This window comes from Streptomyces sp. NPDC058239 (assembly GCF_042882185.1).
Classification (GTDB): Bacteria; Actinomycetota; Actinomycetes; order Streptomycetales; family Streptomycetaceae; genus Streptomyces.
The window spans coordinates 133,638-149,210 of sequence record NZ_JBHVWS010000007.1 but is presented as its reverse complement, the minus strand read 5'-3'; the positions used below and the strand labels follow the sequence as shown (position 1 = coordinate 149,210).

General features: G+C 69.8%; 12 protein-coding genes. 6 read left to right on the top strand and 6 right to left on the bottom strand.

Annotated elements, in window-relative coordinates:
* Window positions 1-133 precede the first annotated feature (133 nt).
* A complete protein-coding gene (locus ACFVYE_RS11820; RefSeq protein ID WP_383976353.1) occupies window positions 134-1,501 on the bottom strand; it encodes a cation:dicarboxylate symporter family transporter in 1,368 nt (455 codons plus the stop codon).
* Between the two features lie 131 nt (window positions 1,502-1,632).
* On the opposite strand from ACFVYE_RS11820, the gene ACFVYE_RS11815 reads away from it, so the two are divergent.
* The 3 genes from ACFVYE_RS11815 (at window position 1,633) to ACFVYE_RS11805 (ending at window position 4,771) form a co-directional block, all read left to right on the top strand.
* On the top strand, window positions 1,633-3,312 hold the full coding sequence (locus ACFVYE_RS11815; protein ID WP_389605238.1) for an ATP-binding protein: 1,680 nt from the start codon (window positions 1,633-1,635) through the stop codon (window positions 3,310-3,312).
* A complete protein-coding gene (locus tag ACFVYE_RS11810) occupies window positions 3,309-3,983 on the top strand; it encodes a response regulator (protein WP_383976349.1) in 675 nt (224 codons plus the stop codon). The genes ACFVYE_RS11815 and ACFVYE_RS11810 overlap by 4 nt, the downstream gene beginning before the upstream one ends.
* A gap of 149 nt (window positions 3,984-4,132) precedes the next feature.
* Window positions 4,133-4,771, top strand: a complete 639-nt coding sequence (locus tag ACFVYE_RS11805) for an XRE family transcriptional regulator (RefSeq protein ID WP_389605306.1) — start codon at window positions 4,133-4,135, stop codon at window positions 4,769-4,771.
* Window positions 4,772-4,801: 30 nt separating this feature from the next.
* Here the strand turns inward: ACFVYE_RS11805 and ACFVYE_RS11800 are convergent, their stop codons facing one another.
* A complete protein-coding gene (locus ACFVYE_RS11800) occupies window positions 4,802-5,812 on the bottom strand; it encodes a helix-turn-helix domain-containing protein (RefSeq protein WP_389605236.1) in 1,011 nt (336 codons plus the stop codon).
* Window positions 5,813-6,053: 241 nt separating this feature from the next.
* Entirely contained in the window at window positions 6,054-7,079 is a 1,026-nt protein-coding gene (locus ACFVYE_RS11795) for an ATP-dependent 6-phosphofructokinase (protein ID WP_389605234.1), read from the bottom strand.
* Between the two features lie 306 nt (window positions 7,080-7,385).
* Here ACFVYE_RS11795 and pta point away from each other — a divergent pair, with 306 nt between their 5' ends.
* The 3 genes from pta (at window position 7,386) to pyk (ending at window position 12,270) form a co-directional block, all read left to right on the top strand.
* Window positions 7,386-9,518: a phosphate acetyltransferase gene (pta, locus tag ACFVYE_RS11790; protein ID WP_383976343.1), complete on the top strand. Its 2,133-nt coding sequence runs from the start codon at window positions 7,386-7,388 to the stop codon at window positions 9,516-9,518.
* On the top strand, window positions 9,515-10,765 hold the full coding sequence (locus ACFVYE_RS11785; protein WP_383976341.1) for an acetate kinase: 1,251 nt from the start codon (window positions 9,515-9,517) through the stop codon (window positions 10,763-10,765). The genes pta and ACFVYE_RS11785 overlap by 4 nt, the downstream gene beginning before the upstream one ends.
* A 74-nt stretch (window positions 10,766-10,839) precedes the next feature.
* Entirely contained in the window at window positions 10,840-12,270 is a 1,431-nt protein-coding gene (gene pyk / locus ACFVYE_RS11780; protein WP_383976339.1) for a pyruvate kinase, read from the top strand.
* A gap of 97 nt (window positions 12,271-12,367) precedes the next feature.
* On the opposite strand, the gene ACFVYE_RS11775 is transcribed toward pyk, so the two are convergent.
* The 3 genes from ACFVYE_RS11775 to ACFVYE_RS11765 form a co-directional block, all read right to left on the bottom strand.
* On the bottom strand, window positions 12,368-13,615 hold the full coding sequence (locus ACFVYE_RS11775; protein ID WP_389605231.1) for a hypothetical protein: 1,248 nt from the start codon (window positions 13,613-13,615) through the stop codon (window positions 12,368-12,370).
* On the bottom strand, window positions 13,605-14,174 hold the full coding sequence (locus tag ACFVYE_RS11770) for a DUF6114 domain-containing protein (protein WP_383979590.1): 570 nt from the start codon (window positions 14,172-14,174) through the stop codon (window positions 13,605-13,607). Before ACFVYE_RS11770 ends, ACFVYE_RS11775 begins: the two co-directional genes overlap by 11 nt.
* Before the next feature lie 97 nt (window positions 14,175-14,271).
* Window positions 14,272-14,925 carry a DUF6230 family protein gene (locus tag ACFVYE_RS11765; protein ID WP_383979587.1) on the bottom strand — a complete coding sequence of 218 codons (654 nt, stop codon included), beginning with the start codon at window positions 14,923-14,925 and terminating at the stop codon, window positions 14,272-14,274.
* Window positions 14,926-15,573 lie beyond the last annotated feature (648 nt).

Sequence of the window (15,573 nt, the reverse complement as noted above, 5' to 3'; positions counted from 1 at the left end):
CCGGTCCCGCTGGGCCAGCTCCCTGATTGGCATTTCTTCGAGGGTATACCTTACCGCGTCGGTCAAGGCACGCAGGAGGGGCGTTCGGGGGTGCTCCCGCGACGGCCCTGCCGCTGTGCTGGGTGTTCGGCGCCTAGGCCTTGGCCACGGCGTGTTCCTGGTCGCCGTCCCGCGGCTCGGGAACTCCTGTGCCGTCGCCGTGCCCGGCGTCCTGGTTGAGCATCTTCTCGTTCCACGGGAGCGCACCGGACAGGACCTGGTCCACCCGCTCCTTGTCGATCTCCTTGGTCCAGGTTCCGACCAGGACGGTGGCCACCGCGTTGCCCGCGAAGTTCGTCATGGCGCGGGCCTCGCTCATGAAGCGGTCGATGCCGACGATCAGTCCGACGCCGTCGACCAGTCCGGGGCGGTGCGACTGGAGGCCGCCCGCGAGGGTGGCGAGGCCCGCGCCGGTGACTCCGGCCGCACCCTTCGAAGCGACGATCATGAAGAGCAGGAGCGAGATCTGCTCACTCGCGCTCAGCGGGTCGCCCATCGCGTTGGCGATGAAGAGCGAGGACATCGTCAGGTAGATCGCGGTGCCGTCGAGGTTGAAGGAGTAGCCGGTCGGCACGGTGATGCCGACGACCGGCCTGCTGACCCCCAGGTGCTCCATCTTCGCGATGAGCCGCGGCAGGGCGGACTCCGACGACGAGGTGGAGAGGATCAGCAGGAATTCGCGGCCCAGATACTTCAGCAGAGCCACCAGATTGACCCCGGCGACCAGCCGCAGGATGGTGCCGAGCACCACGAAGACGAAGATCGCACAGGTGATGTAGAAGCCGACCATGATGATCGCGAGGGATTTCAGGGCGTCCACGCCGGTCTCGCCGACCACCGCCGCCATCGCGCCGAACGCGCCGACCGGGGCCGCCCACATGATCATGGCGAGGATGCGGAAGACGAGGCGCTGGATGTGACCGATGCCGCGCAGGATCGGTTCGCCCGCCGAGCCCATGGCCTGGAGTGCGAATCCCGCGAGCAGTGCGACGAGCAGGGTCTGCAGCACCTCGCCCTCGGTGAAGGCGGAGACCATCGTCGTCGGGATGATGCCGAGCAGGAAGTCCACGGTGGACTCGCCGGCGCCCGCCGCCTGCTTCTCACCGGCGGCGCGCACCGCCTCGGTGAGATGGAGGCCCTGGCCGGGCTCCAGGATGTTGCCGACGAGCAGACCGATGGCGAGTGCCACGGTCGACATCACCAGGAAGTAGCCGAGGGCGAGGCCGCCGACCGCGCCGACCTTGGCGGCCTTGCGGACCGAGCCGACGCCCAGCACGATCGTGCAGAAGATGATGGGCGAGATCATCATCTTGATCAGGTTCACGAAGCCGGTACCGATCGGCTTGAGCTCGACGGCGACGCCGGGGGCCGCGAAGCCCACGAGGATGCCGAGGCCCACAGCCGCGATCACGGCGAGATACAGATAATGCGTACGGTCCCGCTTGGCGGCTGCCACTCCCACGGGCTTCTCCTCGGCTCGTCCGGGTCGCTCCCCCGTCCCTGGGGGGGCTTGGCGACTATCCCGCCCCCTGTGACGCCGGTCACTGTTACGTGCATTTCGTTCATATGTTTTCGGCCAGGCAGACTGTGGTCATGCGTCTACCCCGCCCCCGCAGCCTGGCCGGCCAGCTCTTCGCCATGCAGGTGGTGCTGGTCGCGGCCGTGGTGGCGGGATGTGCGTTCTTCGCCTACGTCTCCGGCAGCGCACAGGCGAAGGAGACCGCGACCCGGCAGGTCAGGACGGCGGCGCTGGCGATCGCCGACTCGCCGTCCGTACGGGAGGCGATCCGTACCCCGGACCCGTCCGCCGTGCTCCAGCCGTACGCGGAGAAGGTCCGCAAGGACACCGGGATCGCCTTCGTCACGATCATGAGCCCGGACCGGATCCGCTGGACGCACCCCGACGCGGACCAGATCGGGGAGCCCTTCCTCGGCCACACCGCGCGGGCGCTGCGCGGCGAGACATTCACGGAGACGTACACCGGCACGCTCGGCCCGTCGATCCGGGTCGTCACCCCGATCCGGGACAGCGGCAGGATCACAGGCCTGGTCAGCGCGGGCATCACGGTCGAGCGGGTCTCCTCGCAGGTACGGGCGCAGCTCGGGGCGCTGGGGCTGGCGGCCGGCGGGGCGCTGGCGCTCGGCGGCATCGGCACGTATGTGATCAACGCCCGGCTGCGGCGGCACACACACGGCATGAACGCCGCCGAGCTGAGCCGGATGCACGACTATCACCAGGCCACGTTGCACGCGGTGCGCGAGGGGCTGCTGATGCTCGACGGGCGGCGCAGGATCGCACTGATCAACGACGCGGGCCGGGAGCTGCTCGGGCTGGGGCCGGGTGCGGTCGGGCGCAGGGTCGCCGACCTCGATCTGCCGGCGCCGTTGACCGGTGCGCTGCTCGCCTCCGAGGAGCGGGTCGACGAACTGCATCTGACGGCGGACCGGGTGATCGTGGTCAACACTCGTCCGGTGGTGGGCGGGGAGCAGCGCGGCACCGTCGTGACGCTGCGCGATCACACGGAACTCCAGGCGCTGTCCGGCGAGTTGGACTCCGAGCGGGGGTTCACCCAGGCGTTGCGCTCGCAGGCGCACGAGGCGGCGAACCGGCTGCACACGGTCGTCTCTCTGATCGAACTGGGCCGGGCCGAGGAGGCGGTGGGTTTCGCGACAGCCGAACTGGAGCTGGCCCAGGCCCTCACCGACCGGGTGGTGGGCGCCGTCGCCGAGCCGGTGCTGGCGGCGCTGCTGCTCGGCAAGGCGGCGCAGGCGAACGAGCGGGGGGTGGAACTGGTGCTCGCGGACGACAGCCTGATCGACGACGGCGCCCTGCCCGCGACCCTGCCGCCACGGGATCTGGTGACGATCCTCGGCAATCTGATCGACAACGCGGTGGACGCGGCGTCGGAGGCGGTGACCGATACGCCGGGCCACGGAGCCGTGCCCGTCCAGCGGCAAGCGGTGCCGGGGAGGGCCGCCCGCGCCCGGGTCACCGTCACCGCGCTCGCCGGGGAGGGCGAGCTGCTGCTGCGGGTCGCCGACACCGGGGCCGGGATCGATCCGGACGACGCCGCCGAGGTGTTCGACCGGGGCTGGTCGACGCACGGCGCGGGCCGGGGGATCGGGCTGGCCCTCGTACAGCAGGCGGTGCATCGCAACGCCGGCACGGTGGCGCTGGACCGCAGCCCGGACGGCGGTGCGGAGTTCACGGTGCGGCTGCCGCTGGCCATCGGCAACCGCACGACGCACACCACGAAGGAGGCCACCGCATGATCCAGGTGCTGGTCATCGAGGACGATCCCGTCGCCGCGGACGCCCATCAGCTGTATGTGGGCCGTGTCCCCGGATTCACGGTGGCCGCGGTCGCGCACTCGCGCGCGGAGGCGGTGCGGGCGCTGGACCGTACGCCGGTCGACCTGCTGCTCCTGGATCTGTATCTGCCCGACGGGCATGGTCTGCAGTTGCTGCGCTCGCTGCGCGCGGCCGGGCACTCGGCGGATGTCATCGCGGTGACGTCGGCGCGTGATCTGACGGTGGTCCGGGAAGGGGTGTCGCTCGGCGTCGTCCAGTACGTACTGAAGCCGTTCACCTTCGCCACCCTGCGCGACCGGCTCGTCCGCTACGCCGAGTTCCGCGCGGCAGCGGGTGAGGCGAGCGGTCAGGACGAGGTGGACCGGGCGCTCGGCGCACTGCGCGCGCCGCAGCCGACCCGGCTGCCGAAGGGGCTGAGCGGCCCGACGCTGGAGGCCGTCACGCGCGTCCTGCGGGCCGCCCCGGACGGAGTGACGGCGGGCGCGGCCGGGATGGAACTGGGCATCTCGCGGATCACCGCGCGCCGCTATCTGGAACATCTGGTGACTGTGGGGCGCGCGGTACGCAGCCCGCAGTACGGTCAGATCGGGCGCCCGGAGCTGCACTACCGGTGGGTGGCTCAGAGGCGCTGACCCCGTACGGCACTAGGACGTTCCTACGAGCCGTGATATCGGTGGAACACACCGTAGTCAGACCACGTGTCGACTTCTACGGTGGGGCCGTGCACCCCTCCCCGCCCTTCAACGCCCCCGCCGCGCGCCGACTCCGCGAGGCCCTGGGGATGCTTCCCGGCCATGTCGCCTATGGTCTCGGAGCCCAGTACGGGCTCCGTATCAGCGCCGAGACGGTGACTGCCTGGGAGCGTGGGCTCGCCGTCCCGAGCGAGTACGAACTCACGGCGCTGGCCGGGGTGCTGTGGTGCTCGCCGGGCGAACTGCTGACCGCCGCACGCACCCTGCGGGAGCACCGGGTGGCCCGGGAGCTGGCCGTCGATGAGCTGGCGCGTCTGCTGGGGCTGACCGCCTCGGCGTATCTGCGGATGGAGGAGGAGGGGCGCTGGCGCGGCAACGAACGCCAGTCCGCGGTGCTCAGCGAGGTACTGGGGCTGACGCCCGCCGGGGTCGTGACGGTGTCGGGCCGGGACGAGGAGCTGGCGGAGCTGTTGCGCAGTGCGGTGACGACGCGCTGGCAGGCCCATGTCCGGCCGGTGGCGAAGCTGGTGCCGCTGGAGCGCGGGTTCCTGCAGGACGTACTGGAACAGCTGCACGCCGACTACCAGGCGCTGATGGTGTCGACGCTGAGCTGGAGCAGCACGGGTACGGAGCGGGCCGGGTCGACGGGCGATGCGGGGCGGGAGTTCCTGGCGAAGATCGTGGCACGGTTCTGGCAGACGGCGGGGGTGCAGGGGACGAGCGTCTGAGCCGGCCGCCCCCTTCAGTCCGTGCGGTTCTCAGCCGCCGGCCGTGTCCGAAGCCACCGGGTCGAAGGAGAACAAGCTCCCCAGGTCCACCCCGTCGCAGCCCATCTGCACCATCTCGGCGTCGCGCTTGCTGCTGCCCGCCTTGGCTCCGACGCACAGATGGGTGTGGGCGGGGCGGATCCGGTAGCCCTTGACGGGATGGCCTTGCGGCTCGATCCAGAACGCCTCCGCGGAGCCGCGCTTGCCGCACTCCTGGTCCTGCATCAAGGCTCCGGCCTCCCGCATCCCGTCCCAGATACCTGTGCAGCCGACGCCGAAGTCCGGGTGGTCGGTCACGATCCGCCAGACGTCGTCGCCCAGCGGTCTGAGGGAGAAGGCCGGGATCGTCTCCTCGTCGCACGGCACCTGGTAGATCCGGCCGCTGTCGGTTCCCCGCTTCTCGGAGAGGCAGAGCCCGGAGTGGACGGACCGGATCTGTACCGTCCGCCCCGCCACGGGTCCGGCGACAGGGACCGGTCCCGGCTGTTCGTCGCGTACGAGGAGGGCGACGGTCACCGCGGCGGCGGCCAGCACCAGGAGGGAGACGCCGGCCACCAGGAAGGTCCGGGCCCGCCGACGGACAGGGGGCGGGCCGGTGGGCGGCCCTGCGGCCGGCTCGGGTGACCGCAGGGCCGGCGGCGCACCCGGGGCCTCCCCGGCCTCCTCCTCCGTACCGGCCTCGTCCTCGCCGGCATCCCCCGCGCCGGCCCGCTGCCCGTGCACGGCGAGTTCCTTGCGTACGCCGAGCCAGTCCTCGATCTCCGTGGGCCCGCAGCCGCAGGCCCGCACGAAAGCGGCGAGGAGTTCTTCGCGCGGGACCGACGTACGCCCGAGCATGTTGGCGATCGTGGAGCGCGGCAGGACGTCCCCGACCGCGTCGGCCCGCATCGTCAGCTCGCGGAACGTCAGACCGGACGCGTCCTTGAGCACCCGTAACAGGGCGATGAACTCGGCCGCACTCCGCGCCTCCCGAGGATCCGGAGCCCTGCCTTCGACCACCATGTGCTGTGTCCCTCCCCTGGGATCCGTGCCCGGACAGAGTTGGGACATGTCCGGGACAGGGCTAAGCCTTGTTGATCCGGGCCGCCGACTCAAGAGTGGATTCCGGCACCACGGTCCGTCCGGCCCTGACCTTCCGGAACGGCCCCGCGAGCCGGGGGAACGGCAAGCGGCCCTGACCGTCCACGGGGGGACAGTCAGGGCCGCCGGCCACTGCTTGCGACGCTGCCGCGCGCGTCCGGGGTCAGAAGACCGACTCGGCCTCGTCCATCCGGTCCGCCGGCACCGTCTTGAGCTGGGTGATGGCGTCGGCGAGCGGAACCATCTTGATGTCGTTGCCACGCAGCGCCGTCATCCGGCCGAAGTCGCCCCGGTGTGCGGCCTCCACCGCGTGCCAGCCGAAGCGGGTGGCGAGCACCCGGTCGTACGCGGTCGGCGTGCCGCCGCGCTGCACGTGGCCGAGAATGACCGGCCGGGCCTCCTTGCCGAGCCGGGTCTCCAGCTCGATGGCCAGCCGGTTGCCGATGCCCTGGAAACGCTCGTGGCCGTACTGGTCGATCTCGCCCTTGGCGTACGGCATGGAGCCCTCGGCCGGGTGCGCGCCCTCGGCGACGCAGATGACCGCGAACTTCTTGCCCCGTGCGAAGCGTTCTTCGACCATCTTGACCAGGTCCTCGACCTGGAAGTGGCGCTCGGGAAGGCAGATGCCGTGCGCGCCGCCCGCCATTCCGGACTCCAGCGCGATCCAGCCGGCGTGGCGGCCCATCACCTCGACAACCATGACCCGCTGGTGCGATTCGGCGGTGGTCTTGAGGCGGTCTATGGCTTCGGTGGCGACGCCCACCGCGGTGTCGAAGCCGAAGGTGCGGTCGGTGGCGGAGATGTCGTTGTCGATGGTCTTGGGGACGCCGACGACGGGCATTCCGGCGTCCGACAGCATCCGCGCGGCCGTGAGGGTGCCTTCGCCGCCGATCGGGATGAGGGCGTCCATGCCGTAACGGCGGCTCAATTCGGCGCAGTTCTCGGCGGCCTCGCGCAGCCGGTCGCGCTCCAGCCGGGCCGAGCCGAGAATGGTGCCGCCATGGGCGAGGATGCCGCTGACCGCGTTGAGATCGAGGGGGCGGAAGTGGCCGTCGAGGAGTCCCTTGAACCCGTCCTCGAAGCCGATGACTTCATCGCCGTGCCCCACCACGGCACGGTGGACGACCGACCGGATCACTGCGTTCAGGCCTGGGCAATCGCCGCCTGCGGTGAGAACTCCGATGCGCATCGTGCTGTATCTCCTGCTCGCTAGTGCCGTGCATTTCGGGGGCGACTACAGAATCCCCCGTACCGTGAGCCACAACGATTGTCCCACGTCAGGTCTGGACCTCGCGCTCTCGGCCGCTCCGGGGATTCCCGCACGGGTATCGCGCCGGATGCAGCAGTGAATCGGGCGGCGGTCCGGCCGGACGGGCGGGGGTCCTAAGGCCCTTCGCAGAGGGTCTTTCGCCCGGCGGGCGGCGCCTTGGCCCCCGCAGGTATCGTCAACATGGCAATACCATCCCAAACCGCAAAAATGGACGGGAGAGCACGCGTGACGCGCAGCGTGTACGTGACCGGGATCGACCGGGGAGACGGCCGCCAGGTCGTCGATCTGGGTGTCATGGAGCTCCTGACGCGTCAGGTGGACCGGGTCGGGGTGTTCCGGCCGCTCGTCCACGACGTGCCCGACCGGCTGTTCGAGCTGCTGCGGGCCCGCTACCGGCTCTCCCAGGACCCCTCGTCGGTCTACGGCCTGGACTATCACGAGGCGTCCGCGCTCCAGGCGGAGCAGGGTACGGACGAACTTGTCTCCCGGCTCGTGGAACGCTTCCATCAGGTGGCCCAGAAGTACGAGGTGGTGCTGGTCCTCGGCACCGACTTCGCCGCCACCCAGCTCCCCGACGAGCTGGCACTCAACGCCCGCCTCGCCAATGAGTTCGGCGCCTCGGTCATCGCGGTGGTCGGCGGGAAGGGCCAGCCGGCGGAGTCCGTACGGGCCGAGACCCACAATGCCTACCGGGCATACACCGGCCTGGGCTGCGATGTCCTCGCGATGATCGTGAACCGGGTGGCGGCCGAGGACCGCGATGTCATCGCGGAACGGCTGGCGGCCCGGCTGCCCGTCCCCTGCTCCGTTCTGCCGGACGATGCGGCGCTCTCCGCGCCGACCGTCACCCAGATCACCGCGGCGCTCGGCGGCACGGTGCTGCTCGGCGACGACTCCGGGCTGGCCAGGGACGCGCTGGACTTCGTCTTCGGCGGTGCGATGCTGCCGAACATGCTGAAGGCGCTGACGCCGGGCTGTCTGGTGGTCACGCCCGGGGACCGGGCGGATCTGGTGGTCGGCTCGCTGGCCGCGCACAGCGCCGGAACCCCGCCCATCGCGGGTGTGCTGCTGACCCTGAACGAACGCCCCGGCGAGGAGATACTCAGGCTGGCCGCGAGACTCGCACCGGGTACCCCGGTCGTCTCCGTGGCCGGCGGCTCCTTCCCCACCGCTGGTGAACTCTTCGCTCTGGAAGGCAAGTTGAACGCGGCGACGCCCCGCAAGGCGGAGACCGCACTGGGCCTCTTCGAGCGCCATGTGGACACCGGCGCCCTGCTGGACCGGATCTCGGTGGCCCGCAGCGGCCGCGTCACCCCGATGATGTTCGAGCACGAGCTGCTGGAGCAGGCCCGCGCCGACCGGCGCCGGGTCGTCCTGCCGGAGGGCACCGAGGAGCGGGTACTGCGCGCCGCGGACGTACTGCTGCGCCGCGATGTCTGCGATCTCACGCTCCTCGGCGACGTCGACGTCATCCGCAAGAAGGCCGCCGACCTCGGCATCGATCTCGCCGGTACGCAGCTCATCGACCCGCAGACCTCCGAGCTGCGTCAGGCGTTCGCCGAGCGGTACGCACAGGTGCGCGCGCACCGCGGGGTCACGGTGGAGCTGGCGTACGACGTCGTCGCGGACGTCAACTACTTCGGCACCCTGATGGTCCAGGAGGGGCTCGCGGACGGCATGGTCTCCGGGGCCGTGCACTCCACCGCGGCGACGATCCGCCCCGCGTTGGAGATCTTGAGGAGGGGGGCCGAGCGGAGCTCGTCGGGCAGGGTGGCGGTGGGCGATGGGGGGACGAAGCCGGAGGCCTCGATCGTCTCCTCCGTCTTCTTCATGTGCCTCGCCGACAAGGTCCTGGTGTACGGCGACTGCGCGGTCAATCCGGACCCGGACGCGGAGCAGCTCGCGGACATCGCGGTGCAGTCGGCCGCGACCGCCGCCCGCTTCGGCGTGGAGCCGCGGATCGCGATGCTGTCGTACTCGACGGGCACCTCGGGTTCGGGCGCCGATGTCGACAAGGTGCGCGAGGCGACGGACCGGGTGCGCGAGAGCCGGCCCGATCTCAGGATCGAGGGTCCGATCCAGTACGACGCCGCTGTGGAGCCGAGCGTCGCCGCGACGAAGCTGCCCGGCTCCGAGGTGGCGGGGCAGGCGACGGTGCTGATCTTCCCGGACCTGAACACCGGCAACAACACCTACAAGGCCGTGCAGCGCTCGGCGGGCGCCGTGGCTGTCGGACCGGTGCTCCAGGGGCTGCGGAAGCCCGTCAACGATCTGTCCCGGGGCGCACTCGTCCAGGACATCGTCAATACCGTGGCCATCACGGCGATCCAGGCACAGGGCGAGGAGCGAACCGCATGACCACCCCGACCGCAGAAGCTTCTTCCGACGCGGCCGCGAATCGCGTGCTCGTTCTCAACTCCGGCTCCTCGTCGGTGAAGTACCAGCTCCTGGACATGAGCGACCGCTCCCGGCTGGCGGCCGGCCTGGTCGAGCGGATCGGCGAGGAGACCTCCCGGCTGGTGCACACCCCGCTGGTCGGCGGCAACGCCGAGCCGCGCGAGCGCATCGGCCCGATCGCCGACCACGAGGCCGCACTGAAGGCGGCGGCCGAGGAACTGGCGGCGGACGGTCTCGGCCTGGACTCCCCCGCACTGGCGGCGATCGGCCACCGGGTGGTGCACGGAGGGCTGCGGTTCACCGAGCCCGTGGTGATCGACGACGAGGTGCTGAAGGAGATCGAACGCCTGGTCCCGGTGGCCCCGCTGCACAATCCGGCGAACATCATCGGCATCCGTACCGCCCAGGCCCTGCGTCCGGACCTTCCGCAGGTGGCGGTCTTCGACACGGCGTTCCACACGACGATGCCGGAGTACGTGGCGCGGTACGCGATCGATGTGGAGACCGCCGACGCGCACCGCATCCGTCGCTACGGCTTCCACGGCACCTCGCACGCGTACGTCTCCCGCAAGGCCGCCGAGCTGCTGGGACGCACCCCCGAGGAGGTCAATGTCATCGTGCTGCATCTGGGCAACGGCGCCTCGGCGGCGGCGGTGGCGGGCGGCCGGTGCGTGGAGACCTCGATGGGGCTGACCCCGCTGGAGGGGCTGGTGATGGGTACGCGTTCCGGCGACATCGATCCGGCGGTCACCTTCCACCTCAAGCGGGTGGCGGGGATGTCCACGGACGAGATCGACGTACTGCTCAACAAGAAGAGCGGTCTGGTCGGGCTCTGCGGCGACAACGACATGCGGGAGATCCGGCGCCGGATCGAAGAGGGCGACGAGCGTGCAGCGCTGGCGTTCGACATCTATGTGCACCGGCTGAAGAAGTACATCGGCGCCTATTCGGCGGTCCTCGGGCGGGTGGATGCCGTGGTGTTCACGGCGGGGGTCGGGGAGAACTCGGCACCCGTACGGGAGGCTGCGATCGCCGGTCTCGAGGGGTTCGGCCTGGCGGTGGACGCGGATCTGAACGCCGTACGGTCCGGCGCACCGAGGCTGATCTCGCCGGACCACGCAAGGGTCGCGGTCGCCGTGGTGCCGACGGACGAGGAACTGGAGATCGCCGTCCAGACCTTCGCACTCGTCGGACAGGCCCACAACTGAGCACCCCCGCGCCCCTTTGTACCTTCCACCAGACGGAATATTCCGCAGCGAAACAAACCGATAGGATCCGCCTCATGCGCCGTTCCAAAATCGTCTGCACACTCGGTCCCGCCGTCGACTCCCATGAGCAGCTCGTCGCTCTGATCGAGGCCGGCATGAGCGTGGCCCGCTTCAACTTCAGTCACGGCAGCCACGAGGAGCACCAGGGTCGTTACGACCGGGTCCGCAAGGCCGCCGCCGAGACCGGCCGCGCGGTCGGTGTGCTCGCCGACCTCCAGGGCCCGAAGATCCGCCTGGCGAAGTTCGCCGAGGGCCCCGTCGAGCTGGTCCGCGGGGACGAGTTCACGATCACCTCGGAGGATGTCCCGGGCGACAAGTCGATCTGCGGCACGACCTACAAGGGCCTGCCCGGCGACGTCGCCAAGGGCGACCCGATCCTGATCAACGACGGCAACGTCGAGCTGAAGGTCGTCGCGGTCGAGGGCCCCCGGGTCAAGACCATCGTCATCGAGGGCGGTGTCATCTCCGACCACAAGGGCATCAACCTGCCCGGCGCGGCGGTCAACGTCCCGGCCCTGTCCGGGAAGGACGTCGAGGACCTGCGGTTCGCCCTGCGGATGGGCTGCGACCTGGTGGCGCTCTCCTTCGTACGGGACGCCAATGACGTCAAGGACGTCCACAAGGTGATGGACGAGGAGGGCCGCCGGGTCCCCGTCATCGCCAAGGTCGAGAAGCCGCAGGCCGTCGAGCACATGGAGGGCGTCGTCATGGCGTTCGACGGTGTGATGGTCGCCCGCGGCGACCTGGCCGTCGAGTACCCCCTGGAGAAAGTCCCGATGGTGCAGAAGCGCCTGGTGGAGCTCTGCCGGCGGAACGCCAAGCCGGTGATCGTGGCGACCCAGATGATGGAGTCGATGATCACCAACTCGCGGCCGACCCGCGCCGAGGCGTCCGACGTCGCCAACGCGATCCTGGACGGTGCGGACGCGGTCATGCTGTCGGCCGAGTCCAGCGTGGGCGCGTACCCGATCGAGACGGTGAAGACGATGTCGAAGATCGTCGTCGCCGCCGAGCAGGAGCTGCTCTCCAAGGGCCTGCAGCCGCTGGTGCCGGGCAAGAAGCCCCGCACCCAGGGCGGTTCGGTGGCCCGTGCCGCCTGCGAGATCGCGGACTTCCTGAACGGCAAGGCACTGGTCGCCTTCACCAAGTCCGGTGACACGGCCCGCCGCCTCTCCCGCTACCGCGCGGCGCAGCCCATCCTGGCCTTCACCACCGACGAGTCCACCCGCAACCAGCTCGCCCTGAGCTGGGGCGTCGAGGCCCACGTCGTACCGCACGTGGACAACACCGACGCCATGGTGGACCTGGTCGACGCGGAGCTCCTGAAGCTGGACCGCTACAACGCGGGCGACACGATGGTCATCACCGCCGGCTCGCCCCCCGGCATCCCGGGCACGACGAACATGGTGCGCGTGCACCATGTGGGTGGCGGGGCGCGCGACTGACGCGGCCGGTACCCGTACGGCAAGACTTGTGGGCCGCACTCCTTCCGGAGTGCGGCCCACAAGTCTTCTGTGCGGCTCCCGAACGGGTCGGTGTCGGCTAGCTGTTGCCGCCGGTGAAGTAGTTGTGCAGCCCGGGCACCTTGAGCGTGCCGCCGAACTGGCCGGCCTGGGTCACCTTGACCTTGGTGAAGAAGGCGAAGGGGACGTTCAGCGGCGGCGGTGTCTTGGGGCTGAACGTGACCGGGATGAGGCCGAAGAGATTGCCCTTCAGCTCCTCCGTGTACATCGTCACCGTGCCGTTGCGGATGGTGGACGTGGAGCCCTTGCGCGCCTGGACGTGGGCCGTGGTGCCGGCCGGGCCGACCGTCAGCTGGTGGAGGTCCTTGATGTCGATGGAACTCGCGGTGAACTTCAGCACCTTCTTGATGGTGCCGTCGTACGTCTTCACCTCGACGATGCCCTTGTAGTCGAGCCCGTTGAGGGTGAGCATCGAGCTGTCCAGGATCCACGGGTCGGTCGGGAGCAGCGGGACGCCCGTTTCCAGGTCTGCCGCGGCCAGCGCCTCGGGGTCGGCGGTCGGACACGGGAAGCGCTCCTTGGCGCCGTCCGGGATGTCCTCGTCCTTCTTGGCGTCGAGCCCCTTGGCGCTGTCGTCGAGCTCCTCGACCGGCTTGCCGGCCTCGTCCGCTGCGTCGCGGATGGCGGCGGCCGTCTTGTCGGCCGTCTCCTTCACAGCGTCGGTGGCCTTCTCCGCGGGCTCGGCGGCGTCGCTCTGCGACGGCTTCGGGGACTCGGTGGTGGCGCTCGGGGACGGGCTCGCCGTCTCCTTGTCCGGTCCGTCGAAGAGGTCCTTGAGTGCGTCGCCCACGCCCAGCGGGTCGAGCGGGTTCGTCGACTTCGTGGGTGTGGGCGAGGCGCTCGGCGCGGCGGCGGGTGCGTCGGCGGCCTTCGTCTCCGGCTTCGCGGCGTCGCTCGCCGACGGGGTCGCCGAGGGCTTCGGCGTCGCTGTGTCGTCCTTGCCACCGGAATCGGTGGCGGAGGGGGACGGGGACGGCGACTTCGTCTCCGATGCGGACGGGGACGGCGATTCGCTCGGCTCGTCGGAGCGGGTCACGCAGGGGCCGGGCGCGAAGGGTATGTCCGTGCTGTCGTCGGCCAGTGCGAGCTTGGGGGTGAGCCCCATGCCCACGAAGACGGCCGTCGGCATCGCGGCGAGCGCGAAAGCCTTGCCCGCGGGTATGTGCAGCTTCGTCAGCAAAGACTTCCTCGGGGCCGCGTGGCGCGGTCCGCTTCTCGTCCGGAGGTCCTCCCCGGTCGAGTCCAGCTGCGTCTCGTCACCCCGCACGATGCCTCCCGCCGTCGACCTCAACTGTCGTGTCGTACTGCTCCGGCTGCTGCTGGGGCACCGCTGCCGTGCTGTGGAACTCGGGTTCGTGCTCCTGCGTCCCGGGACCGGCGTCCTTGGACGTCCGGCCTTCCGCACCGGCATCCACGGTGTCGGGCTTCGGCTCGCCCGGGGCCCAGGAGATGGAGAGCGCTCCACCGAGCAGGGAGAACAGGAAGCCGATCAGGAATCCGCCGATGTTGGCCACCGGTATGGAGATCAGCGCCAGCAGGATTGCGGCAACTCCGGCGAACACTCTCACGATGTGGTGGAACCACATCGTGAGGCCCAGCGTGATCAGCAGGATCCCGATGATCAGCGATCCCGCACCGGCGGTCGTGGACATCGCCAGCGTGATGTTGCCGAGGTGCATGTTGGCGTACGGGAAGTACGCGATGGGTAGACCACCCACCATGGTGAACAGGCCCGCCCAGAACGGCCGGTTACCCCGCCAGGTGCGGAATCCCCGCCGGAAGACGCGGAGGTAGTGCTCGTTCTGCCCTGTGGACTCGGGGCTCATGGAAAACAGCTCCCTGGAACCGGTACTGCTGTGAGAAGAGAAGGGGCGGGCGGCCGGAGGTCCGTGACGGGCACTCCGGCCACCCTGGGCAAGTGCCCTAGTAGCAAGGCTTGTCGCCGGACTTCAACCGCAGGCTCAGGTCGCTGAGCTTGAAGGTGCCGGCGGTGGTCGCCCACGCCGTCTGCCTCACGTTGGTCAGCTTGGCTTCGTCGGCGCGCTGCGCGAAGCCGTTCGGGTTCGCCTGGGTCTTCGGCTGGATGCCGATCGACTCAGGGTTGTTCGGGTCCTTGAGGGCACCCGCAGCAACACCGATGTCGATGTTCCTGAACTCGGCGTCCGCGTCGAGCTCGGCGACATCCAGGTACAGATTGGTCGCCTGGACCGGCTTGTTCGGATCCGTACCCGCGTTCAGCACCAGCGTGACAGTGCCGAGGCCGAACGGAAGGTTCGGAGTCACCACCGACTGGCACATGTTGGTGATCGTGGCGTCACTGAAGCCGGACACGGCCACAGCGTGCGCCCCGTTCTTGCCCTCGGGGTTCATGCCGGTGGCCACGCTGCCGTACTGCACGAAGTTGTGGCCGACGAGACTGTCGGCCTTCACCTTGAAGCTCTGGCCGGACACGCTGAACGACGCCGCGAGGGCGCCCTGCGCGAGACCGACGCCCACCGCGGCGGTCGCGACGACGCTCGGCACCATGACCAGAGCGAAGCGCTTCCATCTGGTACCGCCACGAACCTGGGAACTCATAAATTTTCCTCCTTCTCGGACGTACATCTCCGGTCCGGGCGAGGGCCCGTCCTGGGATGGGAGAAGTGCTACGTCCTCGGAAAGGAGAGCGCCCGCGTACGGAGGCAGGAACCGCGTCCGAATCACCGGCGATCACCCCCGAGCGACAACCACTGGCCACGCATTCGCGCAACCTGTTCGGACAGGCCCTGCCGGACGGCAGGAACCCCCCTGTCCGGAGTCGGCGCCACTGCCGCCGACCCACTCGGTGGGGACCCAACAGGGCCGCCGCGCCGACTGGCAGCCGGGCTGGCGTTATTGGACCGAGCCTGGCCGATCGTGGTGCATTCCCGCCTGCGGCACAAGGGGGTTCGTTACTCGCTAGTAACGGCCCGATAACCGATGCGCGACCGGGTGACACCACCCGGCCACACAGGGTGGCGTCGAACGGAAGGACGAAAGGGAAAATCGAGGTCTTTATACGGACAGATCCCGGGGGGCGATTTACTGCGAGTAACAGGCCGTACCTTTATCAAGATTTGGTAAAGCGGGGCCGTCTCTTATCGCCCGATCGCGAAAACGGCCGTGGGCCCCCCCGGGGGGGCCCCGCCGCGGGGTTCAGACAGTACAAATAACGCCCCCCCGGCGGTAGCGCGGCGGGCACCCCCG

Excerpts from the sequence above, each read along its gene's own strand:
- ACFVYE_RS11810 (WP_383976349.1), top strand. The coding sequence starts at position 3,309 with ATGATCCAGGTGCTGGTCATCGAGGACGATCCCGTCGCCGCGGACGCC.
- ACFVYE_RS11795 (WP_389605234.1), bottom strand. The coding sequence starts at position 7,079 with ATGCGCATCGGAGTTCTCACCGCAGGCGGCGATTGCCCAGGCCTGAAC.
- pyk (WP_383976339.1), top strand. The coding sequence starts at position 10,840 with ATGCGCCGTTCCAAAATCGTCTGCACACTCGGTCCCGCCGTCGACTCC.
- ACFVYE_RS11815 (WP_389605238.1), top strand. The coding sequence starts at position 1,633 with ATGCGTCTACCCCGCCCCCGCAGCCTGGCCGGCCAGCTCTTCGCCATG.
- ACFVYE_RS11805 (WP_389605306.1), top strand. The coding sequence starts at position 4,133 with ATGCTTCCCGGCCATGTCGCCTATGGTCTCGGAGCCCAGTACGGGCTC.
- ACFVYE_RS11785 (WP_383976341.1), top strand. The coding sequence starts at position 9,515 with ATGACCACCCCGACCGCAGAAGCTTCTTCCGACGCGGCCGCGAATCGC.
- ACFVYE_RS11765 (WP_383979587.1), bottom strand. The coding sequence starts at position 14,925 with ATGAGTTCCCAGGTTCGTGGCGGTACCAGATGGAAGCGCTTCGCTCTG.
- ACFVYE_RS11800 (WP_389605236.1), bottom strand. The coding sequence starts at position 5,812 with ATGGTGGTCGAAGGCAGGGCTCCGGATCCTCGGGAGGCGCGGAGTGCG.
- ACFVYE_RS11770 (WP_383979590.1), bottom strand. The coding sequence starts at position 14,174 with ATGAGCCCCGAGTCCACAGGGCAGAACGAGCACTACCTCCGCGTCTTC.